At 66.0% G+C, this 16,623-nt stretch carries 13 protein-coding genes; 6 read left to right on the top strand and 7 right to left on the bottom strand.

Going from position 1 to position 16,623, the window contains the following annotated elements; genetic code table 11:
• Positions 1-2: 2 nt before the first annotated feature.
• From NAO55_RS00765 to NAO55_RS00750, 4 genes are all read right to left on the bottom strand, one after another.
• Positions 3-575, bottom strand: a complete 573-nt coding sequence (locus tag NAO55_RS00765; protein WP_013981607.1) for a xanthine phosphoribosyltransferase — start codon at positions 573-575, stop codon at positions 3-5.
• 136 nt (positions 576-711) lie between these two features.
• Entirely contained in the window at positions 712-1,296 is a 585-nt protein-coding gene (locus NAO55_RS00760; RefSeq protein ID WP_102839539.1) for a 3-keto-disaccharide hydrolase, read from the bottom strand.
• Between the two features lie 9 nt (positions 1,297-1,305).
• The gene (locus NAO55_RS00755; RefSeq protein WP_102839540.1) at positions 1,306-2,928 is read right to left on the bottom strand and encodes an alpha-amylase family protein; all 1,623 of its coding nucleotides are present in this window, start codon (positions 2,926-2,928) and stop codon (positions 1,306-1,308) included.
• A 2-nt stretch (positions 2,929-2,930) separates the two neighbouring features.
• The gene (locus tag NAO55_RS00750) at positions 2,931-4,466 is read right to left on the bottom strand and encodes an alpha-amylase family glycosyl hydrolase (protein ID WP_102839541.1); all 1,536 of its coding nucleotides are present in this window, start codon (positions 4,464-4,466) and stop codon (positions 2,931-2,933) included.
• 185 nt (positions 4,467-4,651) lie between these two features.
• Between NAO55_RS00750 and gap the strand changes: the two genes are divergently transcribed.
• From gap to NAO55_RS00725, 5 genes are all read left to right on the top strand, one after another.
• A complete protein-coding gene (gene gap / locus NAO55_RS00745) occupies positions 4,652-5,662 on the top strand; it encodes a type I glyceraldehyde-3-phosphate dehydrogenase (RefSeq protein WP_102839542.1) in 1,011 nt (336 codons plus the stop codon).
• Positions 5,659-6,240, top strand: coding sequence for a cyclodeaminase/cyclohydrolase family protein (locus tag NAO55_RS00740; protein WP_102839543.1), 582 nt, complete (start codon positions 5,659-5,661; stop codon positions 6,238-6,240). Before gap ends, NAO55_RS00740 begins: the two co-directional genes overlap by 4 nt.
• Positions 6,241-6,399: 159 nt before the next feature.
• The gene (locus NAO55_RS00735; RefSeq protein ID WP_102839544.1) at positions 6,400-7,566 is read left to right on the top strand and encodes an iron-containing alcohol dehydrogenase; all 1,167 of its coding nucleotides are present in this window, start codon (positions 6,400-6,402) and stop codon (positions 7,564-7,566) included.
• Between the two features lie 4 nt (positions 7,567-7,570).
• A complete protein-coding gene (locus NAO55_RS00730) occupies positions 7,571-9,073 on the top strand; it encodes a CoA-acylating methylmalonate-semialdehyde dehydrogenase (protein WP_102839545.1) in 1,503 nt (500 codons plus the stop codon).
• A 91-nt stretch (positions 9,074-9,164) separates the two neighbouring features.
• Entirely contained in the window at positions 9,165-9,959 is a 795-nt protein-coding gene (locus tag NAO55_RS00725; protein ID WP_013981614.1) for an IclR family transcriptional regulator, read from the top strand.
• Here NAO55_RS00725 and trhA read toward each other — a convergent pair.
• Positions 9,947-10,564, bottom strand: a complete 618-nt coding sequence (gene trhA / locus NAO55_RS00720) for a PAQR family membrane homeostasis protein TrhA (RefSeq protein WP_102839546.1) — start codon at positions 10,562-10,564, stop codon at positions 9,947-9,949. The two genes, NAO55_RS00725 and trhA, sit on opposite strands and share 13 nt — an antisense overlap.
• An 89-nt stretch (positions 10,565-10,653) precedes the next feature.
• Complete coding sequence (gene rep / locus NAO55_RS00715) at positions 10,654-12,663, bottom strand: DNA helicase Rep (protein ID WP_102839547.1); 2,010 nt, start codon at positions 12,661-12,663, stop codon at positions 10,654-10,656.
• 242 nt (positions 12,664-12,905) lie between these two features.
• Between rep and NAO55_RS00710 the strand changes: the two genes are divergently transcribed.
• Positions 12,906-14,543, top strand: a complete 1,638-nt coding sequence (locus NAO55_RS00710; RefSeq protein ID WP_102839548.1) for a putative bifunctional diguanylate cyclase/phosphodiesterase — start codon at positions 12,906-12,908, stop codon at positions 14,541-14,543.
• Positions 14,544-14,582: 39 nt separating this feature from the next.
• Here the strand turns inward: NAO55_RS00710 and NAO55_RS00705 are convergent, their stop codons facing one another.
• Entirely contained in the window at positions 14,583-16,556 is a 1,974-nt protein-coding gene (locus NAO55_RS00705) for a BCCT family transporter (RefSeq protein WP_102839549.1), read from the bottom strand.
• Positions 16,557-16,623 lie beyond the last annotated feature (67 nt).

The following is a 16,623-nucleotide window of genomic DNA, read 5'->3' as shown; positions in this document are numbered from 1 at the left end:
GTTCAGTCGATGAACTGCACGGCGCCATCGGCCAGCGAGGCGACCCGGGCCAGTGACTCGACGCGGTAGCCGGCTTCTTCCAGCTCCTTGCGCCCGGTCTGGAAGGACTTCTCGATGACGATACCGAGGCCGGCGATGCTGGCCCCGGCCTGATTGATGATCGAGATCAGGCCCTTGGCGGCTTTGCCGTTGGCCAGGAAGTCGTCGATGATCAGCACGCGGTCGTTGGCAGACAGGTGCTGCGTCGATACAGCGATGGTGCTTTCCACCTGCTTGGTGAACGAATAGACGGTCGCGGTGAGCAGGTTGTCATGCAGGGTCAGCGACTGATGCTTGCGGGCGAAGATCACCGGTACGCCCAGCTCCAGGCCGGCCATCACGGCCGGTGCGATGCCCGAGGCCTCGATGGTGACGATCTTGGTGATCCCGTCATCGCGGAAGCGACGAGCGAATTCTCGGCCGATGGCCTGCATCAGCACCGGGTCGATCTGGTGATTGAGGAACGCGTCGACCTTGAGAACCCGGTCGGAAAGCACGATGCCATGACTGCGAATCTTATCTTTCAGCTGTTCCACGAACGCTACCTCAAGCGTGGGCGGCCGCGGCTTGCCTGACGCTCGGCGCGGTGGCGCTTCTGCCGTCACTGCGTTTCGCAGCCTGGAAAAGCCGCGCATTCTCGCTCAATTCGCGGCGCCGATCCAAGGGCGACGTTCAGCTGAGCGGTTCGATCGACAGGCGGCGAAAGCGCACGGCCTCGCCATGGTGCTGCAGCACGATGTGGCCGGCGGTGGCCTGTGCATACAACGGCTTGTCGGCGAACTTGCTGGTCCGAATCTGCATGCGCAGATCCGGGTCATCCAGGCGATAAGAAAGCACCATGCGGTTGTCCAGCCAGTGTTCGACGTCCGCGTCGCGAACCAGCAGCGCGCCTTCCATGAAACTGCCCGGTTCGATCGGCGTTTCCTGCTGCGTTGCCCGCAGGCCGTACAGGGCGCCGTTGCGTGTGGTCGGCTCGGCGCCGTCGGGATGCACGGCATCGTCCAGCAGCTGCATTTCCGGCCCGCTTTGCCAGGCGAGTTCGGCGGCCTCGTCGACGCGGTAGAACACCCCGGAGTTGCCGCCGACCGGCAGCGCGTATTCGAAACGCAGGATGAAGTTCGCGTAGCGCTCGCGGGATATCAGGTCGATCCGCGGCGCACCGACGATGGCGCACAGCTGCTCCTCGTCGCGGTACCAGCTGCCCTCGGGAAAATCGGCGCCGTGCCAGGCACGCCACTGTGTTGCGTCGAGAATCATGCGTCGCTCCTATCCGAACAGTTGCTGCTTGCGCCGCAGCCAGCGGTAGCCGTACGGACCCAGCCGCAGCTGGAGCGGGGAGCCCTCGGGCTGCCCGTAGTCGCAGTCGGCGAGTACATCGACCATGTCCTGCAGGTCGTCGTCGGTGATCGTCACGGTGGTCTCGCGGTCCGCCAGATTCACCAGCATCAGCACCGTGGAATCGTTGTCGTGGCGAATGGCGAACACGCTCGGGTCGTCCACCTCCACCGTGCGCCGCTTGCCGATGCCGATCTCGCGCAGGCCGATGCGGGTGCGGATCATGTTGCCGGTGCGTGCCATCAGCGAGTCGCTGCGCAGGGTCTGGGCGAATACGTTGACCCTGTCGAAGGCGAAGGGCCCTTCATCGATCACCGGGGCGATCAGCCGTTGCGCGTCGATGCAGGAGAAGCCGGCGTTGGGCTCGTTGGACCACTGCATCGGCGTGCGCACCGCCAGCCGTTCCGGGCGCTCGAGATCGTCGCCCATGCCGATTTCCTCGCCGTAGCGGATGATCGGCGTGCCGGGCAGGGAGAAGAGCAGGGCGTGGGTGGCGGCGATGCGTCGCTCGTCGCCGTCGAGCATGGGCGCCAGGCGTCGGCGAATACCGCGGTTGTAGGCGCGCATGTTCTGGTCGGGGGCAAAGGTATCCAGCACCTCGTTGCGCTCATCCTCCTCCAGCCGGTCGAGGCTCAGCTCGTCGTGGTTGCGAATCCACAGGGCGTATTGCGAATGGCTGGGTGGCAGCGGCTGGCTGTTCAGCGCGCGACAGAGCGGCTCGGCCTGCTGCCTGGCGAGGGCGAGGAACAGATGGTTGTTGACCCAGAAGTCCAGCAGCAGGGTGACGCGGTCGGCCTCGTCACCGAAGTACTCGATGTACTTCTCCGGATCGGTATCGATCTCGCCGAGCAATACGGTCTCCGGGCGGCGCATGGTGACGAAGTCGCGCATGTGTTCCAGCAGCCAGTAACCCTGGCGCAGGTCGCCACCGCCGGCCTGGCGCACCATGTGCACCGCGGCGTCGATGCGAAAGCCCGACACGCCCAGGCGTAGCCAGAACGACATGATCCGCTCGATCTCGTGGATCACCCGCGGGTTGGTCAGGTTCAGGTCCGGCTCATGCTTGTAGAACAGATGGCGATAGTACTGGCCGGCCTGCTCGTCCCAGGTCCAGACGCTGTCTTCCACCGTGGGAAAGATCGGCTCGATGGCGTCGTCCGGCTCGTCGGCCCAGATGTAGTAGTCGCGATAGGGCGAATCGCGGTCGCGGCGCGCTTCCTGGAACCAGCGGTGTTCGCTGGAGGTATGCTGCACGACCAGCTCGATGATCACGTGCAGACCCAGTTCCTCGGCCTTCTCCAGCAGGGCGACGATGTCGGCCAGGTCGCCGAAGCGCTCGGCCACCTGCAGATGGTCGCTGATGTCGTAGCCGGCATCCTCGAATGGCGACTGGTAGAAGGGCATGAGCCAGATCGCGGTGCAACCGAGGCCGCGAATGTAGTCGAGGCGCTCGGTGATGCCGCGCAGATCGCCGCAGCCATCGCCGTTGCTGTCACGGAACAGCGAGGGGTCGATCTGATAGATCACCGCGTTGCGGTACCAGAGTGGGCGCATGGTCAGGCCTCCGTGGGGCGCAGCACGAGTGCCTGGCCCGGGTTCAGGGTGCCGGCATAGGGCTCGCCTTCGCCGAGGCCGTCGCTGGCGATTTCCACCGTCCAGTCGCCACTCTGCGGGCAGGCATGCGCCGCTTCGGCGAAATTGATGCAGACCAGCCGCAGGTCATCGCCCAGCTGCCGGCGGTAGGCGAGCACCTCGGGGTGCGAGGGCAGTTCCTCGAAGTCGCCGTGCAGCAGCGCCGGGCTGGCCTTGCGCGCTGCGAGCAGGCGCTGATAGAGGGCGAACATCGAGTTCGCCGCGCCGACCTGCCGTTCCGCGGCCAGCTCGTCGGCATCGGGCGGAAAGGGCAGCCAGGGTGAGGCGCCATTCCAGTCATGGGGCGGTTCGGCCAGCCAGGGAATGGGAGCACGACAGCCGTCGCGGCCGCCCGGGTCGATGCGCGCCTCGTCGGCGATGTGTGCGTCTTCCAGGCCCAGTTCCTCGCCCTGGTAGATGAACGGTGTGCCGCGTAGCGTCAGCAACAGCACCGCGGCAGCGCGGGCGGCGCGCTCGGAGCCCTGGTAGCGGCTGCGCTGGCGCACATTGTCGTGGTTGGACAGCACCCAGGTCGGCCAGGCGCCGGCCGGCTGCAGCCAGTGCTCGACCTCACGGATGCAGGTGCGAAACAGCACCGGGTCCCAGGGCGCATCGAGCGGATTGAAGTTGAAGGCCAGGTGCAGCTCATCGCCGGCGCCGTAGTACTGCAGCACGCGCTCGGTGGAGCGGATGTTCACCTCGCCGACCAGCATGCGATCACCGGGATAGCTGTCGACCAGCTTGCGCAGGCCGCGCAGCACCTCGTGGCTGTAGGGCTGGTCGTTGAAGTCCGACAACGGCTGACCGGCCTGGCAGCGCGGATCGTCGGCGAAGCTCGGATCCTTGCCGGTGCAGTGAATGACGTCGATGCGAAAGCCATCGATGCCGCGATCGAGCCAGAAGCGCAGCACGTCGTGCATTGCCGCGACCACTTCGGGGTTGCGCCAGTTCAGGTCCGGCTGCTTGGCCAGGAACAGGTGCAGGTAGTACTGCTGGGTGTGTTCGTCCCAGGTCCAGGCGCTGCCGGCACCCAGCGCAGCGCGCCAGTTGTTCGGCTGGTCCCGCCAGATGTACCAGTCGCGCTTGGGGTTGTCCCGCGAGCTGCGCGACTCGACGAACCAGGGATGCTCGTCCGAGGTGTGATTGGGCACGAAGTCCAGCAGCACGCGAATATCGCGGGCATGGGCCTCTGCGATCAGCCGGTCGATGTCGGCCAGCGAGCCGAACAGCGGGTCGATGTCGCAGTAGTCGCTGATGTCGTAGCCGGCATCGGCCATCGGCGAGCGGAAGATCGGCGACAGCCACAGGGCATCGACCCCCAGCCGCTTGAGGTAGTCGAGGTGTCGCAGTACGCCCTGGAGGTCGCCGATGCCGTCGCCGTTGCTGTCAGCGAAGGATCGCGGGTAGATCTGATAAACGGTCGCGCCCTTCCACCACGGCATTCGGGTCGTCTCGCTCATGCTGCGTACCCCCTGATTCGTCTGAGGTGCGGCGGCCACGGGGCGCCGCCTTGTCAGCCATACGACTGGCAAGCGGGACACGGGTTCGCCACTTCTCTTGATCCGGGTCGGCTCATGGAGAACGCAAGGGTGGATACTGCGCCTAAGCTAACGACTGACTTTCAACCCCTCCGAGGAGATTTGCCATGCTGCGTATTGCCATCAATGGGTATGGGCGTATCGGTCGCGCGGTGGTGCGCGCGCTGTTCGAGCGCGGATTGCAGGATCAGCTGCAGGTGGTCGCCATCAACGACCTCAGCGAGCACAAGACGCTGGTGCACCTGACCCGTTTCGACTCGACCTTCGGTCGTTTTCCCGAGCCGGTGACGCTCGAGGGCGACTCGATGGTGGTGCGCGGTCAGTCCATCCGCCTGCTGGCCGAACGCGACGCCACCCAACGGCCGTGGAAGGAGCTGGGCGTCGATGTGGTGCTCGAGTGCACCGGCAAGTTCAAGCAGCGCGCGGCCATCGAGCAGCACCTGCAGGCCGGTGCCGGCCGGGTGTTCGCCTCGCATCCGCTGGACGGCGGCGACCTGACCGTGGTCTACGGTGTGAACCATCAGCTGCTGGCGGACCAGCGGGTGATCTCCAACGCCTCCTGCACCACCAACTGCCTGGCACCGCTGGCCAAGGTGCTGCACGAGGCGGTCGGCATCCGCCAGGGGCTGCTCAACACCGTGCACTCCTACACCAACGACCAGAACCTGCTGGACAAGGCGCACAAGGACCTCTATCGAGCCCGCGCCGCCGGGCTGTCGATGATTCCGTCCACCACCGGTGCGGCCAAGGCCATCGGCCTGGTGCTGCCGGAGCTGGCCGGGCGTCTGGACGGCCTCTCGGTGCGGGTGCCGACGCCGAACGTCTCGCTGGTCGACCTGACCTTCATCGCCGAGAACGCGCCGGCAAGCGTCGACGCGATCAACGAGATCCTCCGTGCCGGGGCGCAGAAACTGCCGGCCGGTGTGATGGAGTGCAACGAGGAAGCGCTGGTCTCCTGCGACTTCAACGGCTATCCGGCGTCGTGCGTCGCCGACCTCAGCCAGACCCGCGTGCAGGGTGAGCTGGTCAAGGTGATGGCCTGGTACGACAACGAGTGGGGCTTCTCCAACCGCATGCTCGATGTGCTGCTGCACTGGCAAGGCGCCAACGCCGGATGACCGACGCCGACCGACCTGGTGTGGGGCAGGGGCTGTGGCAACTGCCCCTCGCGCAGTTTCGCAATGCCGTGGCCGAGCGCGCGCTGCCCGGCTGCGGCGCGGTCGCGGCGGTGACCGCGGACCTCGCCGTAGCGCTGATCGTCAAGGCGCTGCGGGTCTCGGCGAGGCAGCGCGACGATGACCGCTGCAGCGCGCTGCTCGACGAGGCGCGGGCACTGCTCGGCCGTCCTGGTGCCTTTGCCGACGACGATGTGGCGGTCTTCTCGGATTTTCTGAAGGGCGACGAGAGGCGGGCGCCCAAACTGTCGCGACAGGCCTGTGCCGTGCCGCTGGCCACCGCCCATGCCTGTATCGAGGCGCTGGGCATTGCCGAGCGTGCCGTGCCGCTGGTCGAGCCCGCGCTACGGTGCGACGTCGAGGCCGCCGTCCTGTTGCTGGTCGCCTGTGTCGATGCCGTGCTGCTCAATGTCGACGCCGACCTGCAAGGGCTGGACGACGCGCAGGCGCGCGAGCGAGTGCGGGTGCGGGCCGAGCGGCTGGCCATGGCACTGGAGCGGCATCGGCAACATTCGGTTTGATCAGCATGCGTACTGCGCAGCAAATAAAACGAGACCATCGGTCTCGTTTTGTATTGACGTCTACCCATTCGCTTTCTACTCTCCAGGCTCGAAAGTGAGACATAAAGTCTCAGAATAAGAAGTCGCCATGCCTCAGGCGGCCCACCTCGGAGAATGCTCATGAGCCACCGCATCGTTCTGCCGCGCCTGATGGAAGTCGGCGCTGGCGCCAGCGGGCAACTCGCCCGCGTGCTGCAGGAGCTGGGCTGCGATCGCCCGCTGATCGTCACCGACCGCATGATGGTCGAACTCGGCTATGTCGCGCGCATCGCCGGTCAGCTGGAAGAGGCCGGCATCGCCAGCCAGTGCTTCGCCGATACCCTGCCCGAACCGACCGCTGCCTCCATTCGCGCCGGCGTCGAAATGGTCCGCCAGGGCGATTTCGATTCTATCGTCGCCCTCGGCGGCGGCAGCCCGATCGACTCGGCCAAGGCCATCGGCATCCTCGGCAAGTTCGGCGGCGAGATGCGCGACTACCGCTTCCCGCGCGATGTCAGCGAAGCCGGTCTGCCGCTGATCGCCATCCCCACCACCGCCGGCACCGGCTCGGAGGCGACGCGTTTCACCATCATCACCGACGAGACCAGCGACGAGAAAATGCTCTGCGCGGGCCTCGGCTTCATGCCCATCGCCGCGCTGATCGACTACGAGCTGACCCTCTCGCTGCCGCCGCGGGTCACCGCCGACACCGGCATCGACGCGCTGACCCACGCCATCGAGGCCTATGTCAGCCGCAAGGCCAGCCTCTACAGCGACTCTCAGGCGCTGGAAGCCATGCGCCTGCTGGCGCCGAACCTGCGCACAGCGTTCCACCAGCCGGACGACCGCGCCGCGCGTGAAGCGATGATGCTCGGCGCGACACTGGCCGGAATCGCCTTCTCCAACGCCTCGGTGGCGCTGGTGCACGGCATGAGCCGGCCGATCGGTGCCTTCTTTCATGTGCCGCACGGGCTGTCCAACGCCATGCTCCTGCCGGCGATCACCGCCTTCTCGATTCCCGCGGCGCCCGAGCGCTACGCCGACTGTGCGCGGGCCATGGGCGTCGCCGCACAGACTGACGGCGTCGAGGTGGCGAACGACAAGCTGCTCGCCGAGCTGCGGGCGATCAATCAGGAGCTGAAAGTGCCGAGCCCGGAACAATTCGGCATCGCCCGCGAACGCTTCTTCGAGCTGCGCGCGACCATGGCGCGTCAGGCGCTGGCCTCCGGCTCGCCGGGCAACAACCCGCGCGTGCCCACGGAAGCGGAAATCATCGACCTCTACGAAACCGTCTGGAACCAGGAGTGAAGCCATGCAGACCCTCGGCAACCTGATCAACAACGAGGCCGTCGCCGGCCGCTCCGAGCGCCATGCCACCGTCTACAACCCGGCCACCGGCGAGCCGCGCCTGTATGTCTCACTGTCCTCGGCGGACGAAACCCGCGAAGCCATTGCCGCTGCCCAGGCCGCCTTCGATGGCTGGTCGAAGACGCCGCCGCTGGTGCGCGCGCGGGTCATGTTCCGCTTCAAGGAACTGCTCGAGCGCCGCCGCGACGACGTCGCCCGCTTGATCACCAGCGAGCACGGCAAGGTGTTTTCCGACGCCCAGGGCGAAGTGACCCGCGGGCTGGAAGTGGTGGAGTTCGCCTGCGGCATCCCGCATCTGCTCAAGGGCGAGTTTTCTTCCAACGTCGGCCGCGACATCGATTCGAACTCGCTGATGCAGCCGCTCGGTGTCTGCGCCGGGATCACCCCGTTCAACTTCCCGGCCATGGTGCCGCTGTGGATGCTGCCGGTGGCCATCGCCTGCGGTAACACCTTCGTCTTGAAGCCCTCGGAGAAGGACCCCAGCGCGACGATGCTGATCGGCGAACTGCTGGCCGAGGCCGGGTTGCCGGCCGGTGTGTTGAACATCGTCAACGGCGACAAGGAAGCGGTGGACGTGCTGCTCACCGATGAGCGGGTGCAATCGGTCAGCTTCGTCGGCTCGACGCCCATCGCCGAATACATCTATGCCACCGCCTCGGCCCACGGCAAGCGCTGCCAGGCGCTGGGCGGGGCGAAGAACCACATGGTGGTGATGCCCGACGCCGATCCGCAGCAGGTCGTCAGCTCGCTGATGGGCGCGGCCTACGGCTCGGCCGGCGAGCGCTGCATGGCGATTTCCGTCGCGGTGTGTGTCGGCGACGAGGTGGCTGACAAGCTGGTCGAAATGCTCAAAGGCGAAATCAGCCAGATGCGCACCGGCCCGGGCCTGGGCGTCGAGCCCGAGCCGCACATGGGCCCGCTGGTGACCCGCGAGCACCAGCAGAAGGTCAGCGGCTACATCGATCTGGGCGTGGAGGAAGGTGCAACGCTGGTCTGCGACGGCCGCGGCATCAAGGTCGAGGGCTACGAGAAAGGCTTCTATGTCGGCCCGACGCTGTTCGACCGGGTCACGCCGAGCATGCGCATCTACCGCGAGGAGATCTTCGGCCCGGTGCTGGCCGTGGTGCGGGTTGCGTCGTTCGACGAGGCGCTGCAACTGATCAACGACCACGAGTTCGGCAACGGCACCTCGATCTTCACCCGTGACGGCGACACCGCGCGGCAGTTCGAGGAGAACGTCAAGGTCGGCATGGTTGGCGTCAACGTGCCGATTCCGGTGCCGATGGCCTTCCATTGCTTCGGCGGCTGGAAGCGCTCGGTGTTCGGCCCGCTGAACATGCACGGCCCGGATGGGGTGCGTTTCTTCACCCGGATGAAGACCGTGACTCGTCGCTGGCCCACCGGTATCCGTGCCGGCGCCGAGTTCGCCATGCCGACCATGAAGTAACCCGCGCGGTCCCGTAGCACTGGCGGTGCCGGTCGCTACACTCCCGGACGCCCTGCGGGGCGTCCATCTCTATCGAACGACAAGGCAGACGATGCGCAGCACTCCCCGCGAGAAAGGCTCCTCCATCACCCGTGTGCTGGAAATCATCGAGGCGGTGGCGGCGGCGAAGGAGCCGCTCAGCCCGACCGCGCTGGCCGAGCGCCTGGACATCCCCAAGGCCAGCGCGCACCGGCTGGTGCAGACCCTGGAGAAGGAAGGCTTCCTGCAATTCGGCCTGCGCGGCGGGCTGCTGCCGGGCGAGCGCCTGCATGTCGCGGCGCTGAACATCCTGCGCAGCAGCCGGCACAAGGCGCTGCGCCAGGCGATCCTGCGCCAGCTCTCCGAAGCCATCGGCGAGACCTGCGGGCTGGCGATCCCGGACGGGCTGGACATGCTCTATTTCGATCGGGTGCAGACCAACTGGCCGCTGCAGATCAACCTGCCGATCGGCAGCCACACGCCGCTCTGGTGCACCGCCAGCGGCAAGCTCTATCTGGCCTCGCTGCCGCCAGAGCAACTGGAACGGGTGCTGCCGCGTCTGCCGCTGCAGCGGATGGCGCGCAACACCCTCACCGATCTCAGCGCGCTGCGCGACGACCTGGCCCGCGTGCGCGAGGAACAGCTGGGAACCGACTGCGAGGAATTCATCGACGGCATGGTCGCCTGTGCGGTGCCGGTACGAGCATCCGACGGCGAACTGCTGGCCTGCCTGTTCAGCCACGCGCCGGTGATCCGCTGTTCGATGGCGCAGCTGCTGGCATTCGTGCCACGGATGCGTGCCGCTGCACGCGAACTGGAGGCGGTGCTCGGCAGCGCGGCGGCGCTGGAGGCCGATCAGAGCACGTAGAACAGAATGGCGATGAAGTGCAGCAGGCTGCCGACCATCACGAAGATGTGCCAGATGCCGTGCCAGTGCCGGAAGCGGTCGTCGAAAACGAAGAAGACGATGCCCACCGTGTAGCAGATGCCGCCGGCCAGCAACCAGCTGAAACCGGCGCCGCCCAGGGCGGCGAACAGCGGCTTGACCGCCACCAGCACGATCCAGCCCATCACCGCGTAGATCACCAGTGACAGCACGCGAGCCTCGGAGCGCGGCTTGATCTCCTGCAGCATGCCGATCACGGCGAGACCCCAGACGATGCCGAACAGCGTCCAGCCCCAGGCGCCAGCGAGGGTGACCAGACAGAACGGCGTGTAGCTGCCGGCGATCAAGAGGTAGATCGACAGGTGGTCGAGCTTGCGCATGACCACCTTCGCCCGCCCGCGCAGGCTGTGATAGAGCGTCGAGATGCTGTAGAGCAGGATCAGGCTCAGACCGTAGATCGCCACGCTGACGATCTTCAGCGGCGAGCCGTCGAGCGCGGCGAGCACCAGCAGCCAGATCGCGCCGAGGCAAGCCAGCAGCGCACCGACCAGGTGCGTCCAGGCATTGAAGCGTTCGCCGTGATACATCCCAATCCTCCTGAAACCGCGACGCCACCAGCATGCCGCGGCCGGGTTACAGGATTCAAATCGACCGCGAGAAAAAGCGAGCCCTGCCGTCAGCGCTTGAGCATCGCCCGCATCGCCGCCAGCGCGTCGTTGCCGCGCGCCGCTTTCACCTCGACCGGCGCCTCTTCCCCGCCTTCCCAGACCAGATCCTCGGGCGGCAGTTCGTCGAGGAAGCGGCTCGGCGTGCAGTCGATCACCTCACCGTACTGCTTGCGCTTGGCGGCAAAGGTCAGCGCCAGGTTGCGCTTGGCACGGGTGATGCCGACATAGGCCAGGCGCCGCTCTTCCTCGATGGTGTCGGCCTCGATGCTGGAGCGGTGCGGCAGGATCTCCTCCTCGAAGCCGATGATGTACACCGAGGGAAATTCCAGGCCCTTGGAGGCGTGCATGGTCATCATCTGCACGCCTTCGGCGCCTTCTTCCTCTTCCTGCTGGCGCTCGAGCATGTCGCGCAGCACCAGCTTGCCGATGGCGTCCTCGATGGTCATGTCGCCGTCTTCGTCTTTCTCCAGCGTGCTCTTCAGCGCGTCGACGAGGAACCAGACGTTGCCCATGCGCGCGTCGGCCACCTTGTCGCTGGAGGCGTTCTGCCTGAGCCAGTTCTCGTAGTCGATGTCCATCACCATGCTGCGGATGGCGGCGATCGGGTCGTTGACTACGCACTGCTGGCGGACGTTGTCCATCCAGTGCTTGAAGCGCGCCAGGCGCTCGGCGTAACGGCTGTCGAGATGCGCGCCGAGGCCGATCTCGTCGGATGCGGCGTACATCGAGATGCCGCGCTCGCTGGCGTAGTTGCCGAGCTTTTCCAGGGTCGTCGAACCGATTTCCCGGCGCGGCACGTTGATCACCCGCAGGAAGGCGTTGTCGTCGTCCGGGTTGACCAAGAGGCGGAAGTAGCTCATCAGGTCCTTCACCTCCTGGCGGGCGAAGAAGCTGGTGCCGCCGGACAGGCGATAGGGAATCTGGTGGTGCTGCAGCTTCAGCTCCATCAGCTTGGCCTGGTAGTTGCCGCGGTAGAGGATGGCGAAGTCGCTGTAGGGGCGCTGGGTACGCAGGTGCTCGGTGAGGATCTCAAGCGCCACCCGCTCGCACTCGGCGTCCTCGTTGCGCGTGCGGATCACGCGGATCTCGTCGCCGTGGCCCATCTCCGACCACAGTTGCTTCTCGAACACATGCGGGTTGTTGGCGATGAGGATGTTGGCGCATTTGAGGATGCGGCTGGTGGAGCGGTAGTTCTGCTCCAGCATCACCACCTTCAGCGAGGGGTAATCCTCCTTCAGCAGCATCAGGTTTTCCGGACGCGCGCCACGCCAGGCATAGATCGACTGGTCATCGTCGCCGACCACGGTGAACTGGTTGCGCATGCCCACCAGCAGCTTCACCAGCAGGTACTGGCTGGCGTTGGTGTCCTGGTATTCGTCCACCAGCAGGTAGCGGATGCGGTTCTGCCACTTCTCCAGGATGTCGGCGTGCTCCTGGAAGAGTTTCACCGGCAGCAGGATCAGGTCGTTGAAGTCCACGGCGTTGTACGCCTTGAGCGTGCGCTGATAGTGCAGGTAGACGATGGCGGCGGTCTGCTCCTTCGGCCCGCGAGCGTTGGCCAGGGCCTCGTCGGGCAGGATCAGGTCGTTCTTCCAGCTGTCGATCAGGTTCTTGATCTCGTCGGCACCGTCGTCGCCGGAATACTCCTTCTGCATGATGTCGGTGAGCAGCGCCTTGATGTCGCCGTCATCGAAGATCGAGAAACCGGGCTTGTAGCCCAGGCGCGCGTATTCCTTGCGGATGATGTTCATGCCCAGGTTGTGGAAGGTGGACACGGTCAGACCGCGCGCCTCGCTGCCCTTGAGCAGCGTGCCGACGCGCTCCTTCATCTCCCGCGCCGCCTTGTTGGTGAAGGTCATGGCGACGATGTGGCGGGCCTGGATGCCGCATTGCTGCACCAGATAGGCGATCTTGCGGGTGATCACGCTGGTCTTGCCGGAGCCGGCACCGGCGAGCACCAGCAGGGGGCCGCCGACGTAGTTCACGGCTTCCTGCTGCCGAGGGTTGAGTCGGGACATGTTGTTCAGGTCGTTCGAAACGGGGGCGCGAGTTTAACAGGCCGAAAGGGTGATGCAGGCGCGTTACAGACGCAATAAAACGCCGGTCGTCGCGCGTGGGGCTTGGCTAATGGCAAGAATCGATTAGTCTTGTCGCGCTGCAGGATGCTGGTGGTTGCACAGGGACTGGTGGGATCGGAGACCCTTTGGTGTCTTCAACAGCTCAAGAGTCCGGAGGCCGCTTGCCAGCGCCTGCCCAACCCATGCCACTGTTGCTGTTGGCGCATCGCCCAGACTGGGCGGCGCGGCTGCGCGCCTGCCTGCAGGGTTCGGCCCACGCCGAACAGCTGGTCGTGACGACGGACTGGCAAACCGTCAGCCAGCAGCTCGAATCTCCCTGTCTGGTCCTGGCGACGCCGCAATGCCGACCCGCACCGGGGCGCTTTCCCTGGCCGCTGATCCTGCTGCTCGACGAGGAGCCGGAAGAAACCCCGGAAGGTGCGGTCGACTGGCTGGTGGCCGACCAGCTCAGCGCCGAGGTGCTGCGCCGTTGTCTGCGCTACGTGCGCGAGCGCTGCAACCTGCAGGGCACCCTGCAGAAGCTTGCGGTGCGCGACCCGCACACCGGCATCGCCAATCGTCAGGGCTTCCAGGCGCAGCTGCTCGACGCCCTGAGCGAGCACGACGGTCATGGCCTGGAGCTCGGCTACCTGGACCTGGACAATTTCCGCCACGTCAACGACGCCCTCGGTCACGAGGCCGGAGATCGCCTGATCCTGCAGGTGGTCGCCCGGCTCAAGGCGCAGCTTGAAGTGGGCGATCTGCTGGCGCGGCTGGGCGGCGACGAGTTCGCCTTGCTGCTCGATACCCGTGACGATGCCGGGCGCGCCGATGCGATCGCCGATCGCATCGTCGAGGCGCTGGCCGAGCCCTACTGGGTGGATGGCGAAAGCCTGATGCTCGGCTGCAGCCTCGGGCTGGCGCGAGCCAGCGCCGGCACCTCGGCCGATGCGCTGCTCTGGCATGCGCAACTGGCGATGCGTCAGGCCAAGGCCAGCCAGGGCTGCACCTGGTGCCTGTACGACGAGCACGTCAGCCGCAGTGCCCGCAGCCTGGCCGACCAGGAGGGCGAGCTGCGCCGCGCGCTGCGCCGTGGTGAGCTGGAGCTGCACTACCAGCCGCGGCTGTGTCTGGACACGGGCCGCGTGGTCGGCATCGAGGCGCTGGTGCGTTGGCTGCATCCCGAACGCGGTCTGCTCGGGCCGGACGCCTTCATTCCCATGGCCGAGGAAAGCGGCCTGATCGTGCCGCTCGGCTACTGGGTCATCGCCCGCGCCCTGCGCGACCTGCAGAGCCTGCACGAGCAGGGTGCGGACTCGCTGCACATGGCGGTCAACCTGTCGTTCCGGCAGTTCCAGGACAGCCAGTTGCTGCCGACACTGACGCGGCTGATCGACGAGCGCGCCATCGATCCGCACTGGCTCGAGTTCGAGCTTACCGAAACCGCCGTCATGCGCCGCAGCGAGCAGGTGCAGACCGCCATGCAGGCGCTTGGCCAGCTGGGCGTGCGCTTCTCGCTGGATGACTTCGGCACCGGCTTTTCCTCCTTCGTCCACCTGTCCAACCTGCCGATCACGCTGCTCAAGATCGACAAGAGCTTCGTCGCCAGCATGGGCGCCCGCCCGGAAAAGCGGCAGCTGGTGGAGGCGATGGTCGGGCTGGCGCACAACCTGCGGCTGGAGGTGGTGGCCGAGGGCGTGGAAACCGCCGAGCAGCTGGAGCTGCTGCGCCAGTTTGGTGCGCAGCAGGTTCAGGGCTATCTGGTCAGCCAGCCGTTGCCGCTGGCCGAACTGCTGAGCTTCATGAGCGCCGAGCGCCAGACCGCCGGCCTGGCGCACTGAGTCGAGGCGCCCCGGCACTACGGCCGGGACGCGCCGCCATCAGCGCACCATGTGCAGGAAGTGCATGTGCTTCTCGTACTGGCCGAGGATGTCGCCGATCACGTCTTCACGGCTCCAGCCCATCACGTCGTAATCCTGCCCGCCTTCCTTGAGATGCACCTCGGCGCGGAAGTACTTGCGCTCCTCGCGCTCGTCGTCCTCGCTGGTGGCGACGAAACTCGGCATGGCGTAGGCCCGCGGGCGCACCTCGTAGATGAAGTCCGGCTCGCCTTCGTGGGTGATTTCGAAGCGCAAGCGACGATCGTCACCTTCGCTGATCTCCACCGCATAGCCCTGCTTGCGCATTTCCTCGGCGATGTCTTCGTAGGCCGGACGCACCACTTCGGTGATGAAGCGCACCACATGGGCGCGTCGCGGGAACAGCATCAGCGTACGCAGGCGACGTTGCCAGCCACCGGCGCTGCGCGGTGCACTGGGTGACGTGCTCAGGGCCTGGTAGCGCAGCCCCTGTTTGGTGGCATCCAGGCGCAGCGCCTTGAGCAGACCCCACATCGAACAGAGTAGCGCGATGGTGAAGGGCAGGGCGCTGGCGATGGTCGCCGTTTGCAGTGCGGTCAGACCGTCGGCCAGCAACAGCGCGATGGCCACGCCACCCATGGAGGCGGCCCAGAAGATGCGCTGCCAGACCGGCGTGCCCTGCTTGCCACCGGAGGCGAGCATGTCCACCACCAGTGCGCCGGAGTCGGCCGAGGTGACGAAGAACACCACGACCATGATGATCGCGATCAGCGAGATGAAGGCCGAGAAAGGGAAGTGCTCGAGGAAGGCGAACAGCGCCAGCGAACTGTCCTGCTCGATGGCCTCGCCGAGACTGCTCACGTGTTCCCAGAGGATCATGTGGATGGCTGTATCACCGAACACAGTCATCCACAGCAGGGTGAAGGCGGTAGGCACCAGCAGCACGCCGGTGACGAACTCGCGGATCGTCCGGCCGCGCGAGATGCGCGCGATGAACAGGCCGACAAAGGGCGACCAGGCCAGCCACCAGCCCCAGTAGAACAGCGTCCAGCCGCCGATCCAGTCGTTCGGTTCGTAGGCGTAGAGGTTGAAGGTCTTGTCGACGATGTCCGACAGGTAGCTGCCGGTGTTCTGCACGAAGGTCTGCAGGATGAACACCGTCGGCCCGGCGACCAGCACCAGCAGCATCAGCAGCGCGGCCAGCGAAAGGTTCAGCTCCGACAGCCGGCGCACGCCCTTGTCCAGGCCGGTTACCACTGAGATCGTCGCCAACAGTGTAGTGGCGACGATCAGGCCGATCTGCACCGGCACCGATATCGGCAATCCGTACAGGTGGTTGAGCCCGGTGTTGATCTGGGTGACGCCCAGGCCGAGCGAGGTGGCGACGCCGAGCACCGTGCCGATGATGGCGAAAATGTCCACGGCGTGCCCGATCGGCCCGTGGATGCGTTCGCCGATCAGCGGGTAGAGCGCCGAGCGCAGGGTCAGCGGCAGGCCGTGGCGGTAGGCGAAGTAGGCCAGGATCATCGCCACGATGGCGTAGATCGACCAGGCATGCAGGCCCCAGTGAAAGAAGGTGATCTTCATGGCATCGCGGGCGGCGAGGACCGTGCCGCCTTCGCCCGTCGGCGGCGAAAGGAAATGCATCACCGGTTCGGCCACACCGAAGAACATCAGGCCGATGCCCATCCCGGCCGAGAACAGCATGGCGAACCAGGTCAGGGCGCTGTAGTCCGGTTCACTGTGATCCGGGCCGAGCTTGATGTCGCCGTAACGACTGAAAGCCAGCAGCACCACCATCAGCAGGATGAGTGCGACAGCGAGGATGTAGAGCCAGCTGACGTTGGCGATGATCCAGGCCTGGGTATCGCCGAATAGCGTTTGCGCGTGGCTCTGGAAGGCGACGCTGTAGATAACCAGCGCCAGGATGATGACCGCCGAGCCGTAGAAGACCGGGGCGTTGAGGTGAGAGGACGAGGGCTGTTTTGCCTCCATGCTGCGCTCCTTCGGGTTGTGTCTGGGGAGTGGCCGCCTGTGGCGAAAGCCATCCAAGTTAACACAG

The sequence above is a fragment of the Stutzerimonas frequens genome (assembly GCF_024448335.1).
Lineage (GTDB): Bacteria > Pseudomonadota > Gammaproteobacteria > Pseudomonadales > Pseudomonadaceae > Stutzerimonas > Stutzerimonas frequens.
Note: the sequence above shows the minus strand (reverse complement) of the source record. Positions and strands in the feature narration are given on the sequence as shown.

Bases quoted from the DNA above. Each gene is read 5' to 3' on its own strand.
- NAO55_RS00725 (WP_013981614.1), top strand. From the start codon at position 9,165: ATGCGCAGCACTCCCCGCGAGAAAGGCTCCTCCATCACCCGTGTGCTG.
- trhA (WP_102839546.1), bottom strand. From the start codon at position 10,564: ATGTATCACGGCGAACGCTTCAATGCCTGGACGCACCTGGTCGGTGCG.
- NAO55_RS00730 (WP_102839545.1), top strand. From the start codon at position 7,571: ATGCAGACCCTCGGCAACCTGATCAACAACGAGGCCGTCGCCGGCCGC.
- NAO55_RS00760 (WP_102839539.1), bottom strand. From the start codon at position 1,296: ATGATTCTCGACGCAACACAGTGGCGTGCCTGGCACGGCGCCGATTTT.
- gap (WP_102839542.1), top strand. From the start codon at position 4,652: ATGCTGCGTATTGCCATCAATGGGTATGGGCGTATCGGTCGCGCGGTG.
- NAO55_RS00740 (WP_102839543.1), top strand. From the start codon at position 5,659: ATGACCGACGCCGACCGACCTGGTGTGGGGCAGGGGCTGTGGCAACTG.
- NAO55_RS00750 (WP_102839541.1), bottom strand. From the start codon at position 4,466: ATGAGCGAGACGACCCGAATGCCGTGGTGGAAGGGCGCGACCGTTTAT.
- NAO55_RS00735 (WP_102839544.1), top strand. From the start codon at position 6,400: ATGAGCCACCGCATCGTTCTGCCGCGCCTGATGGAAGTCGGCGCTGGC.
- NAO55_RS00755 (WP_102839540.1), bottom strand. From the start codon at position 2,928: ATGCGCCCACTCTGGTACCGCAACGCGGTGATCTATCAGATCGACCCC.
- NAO55_RS00705 (WP_102839549.1), bottom strand. From the start codon at position 16,556: ATGGAGGCAAAACAGCCCTCGTCCTCTCACCTCAACGCCCCGGTCTTC.
- rep (WP_102839547.1), bottom strand. From the start codon at position 12,663: ATGTCCCGACTCAACCCTCGGCAGCAGGAAGCCGTGAACTACGTCGGC.
- NAO55_RS00710 (WP_102839548.1), top strand. From the start codon at position 12,906: ATGCCACTGTTGCTGTTGGCGCATCGCCCAGACTGGGCGGCGCGGCTG.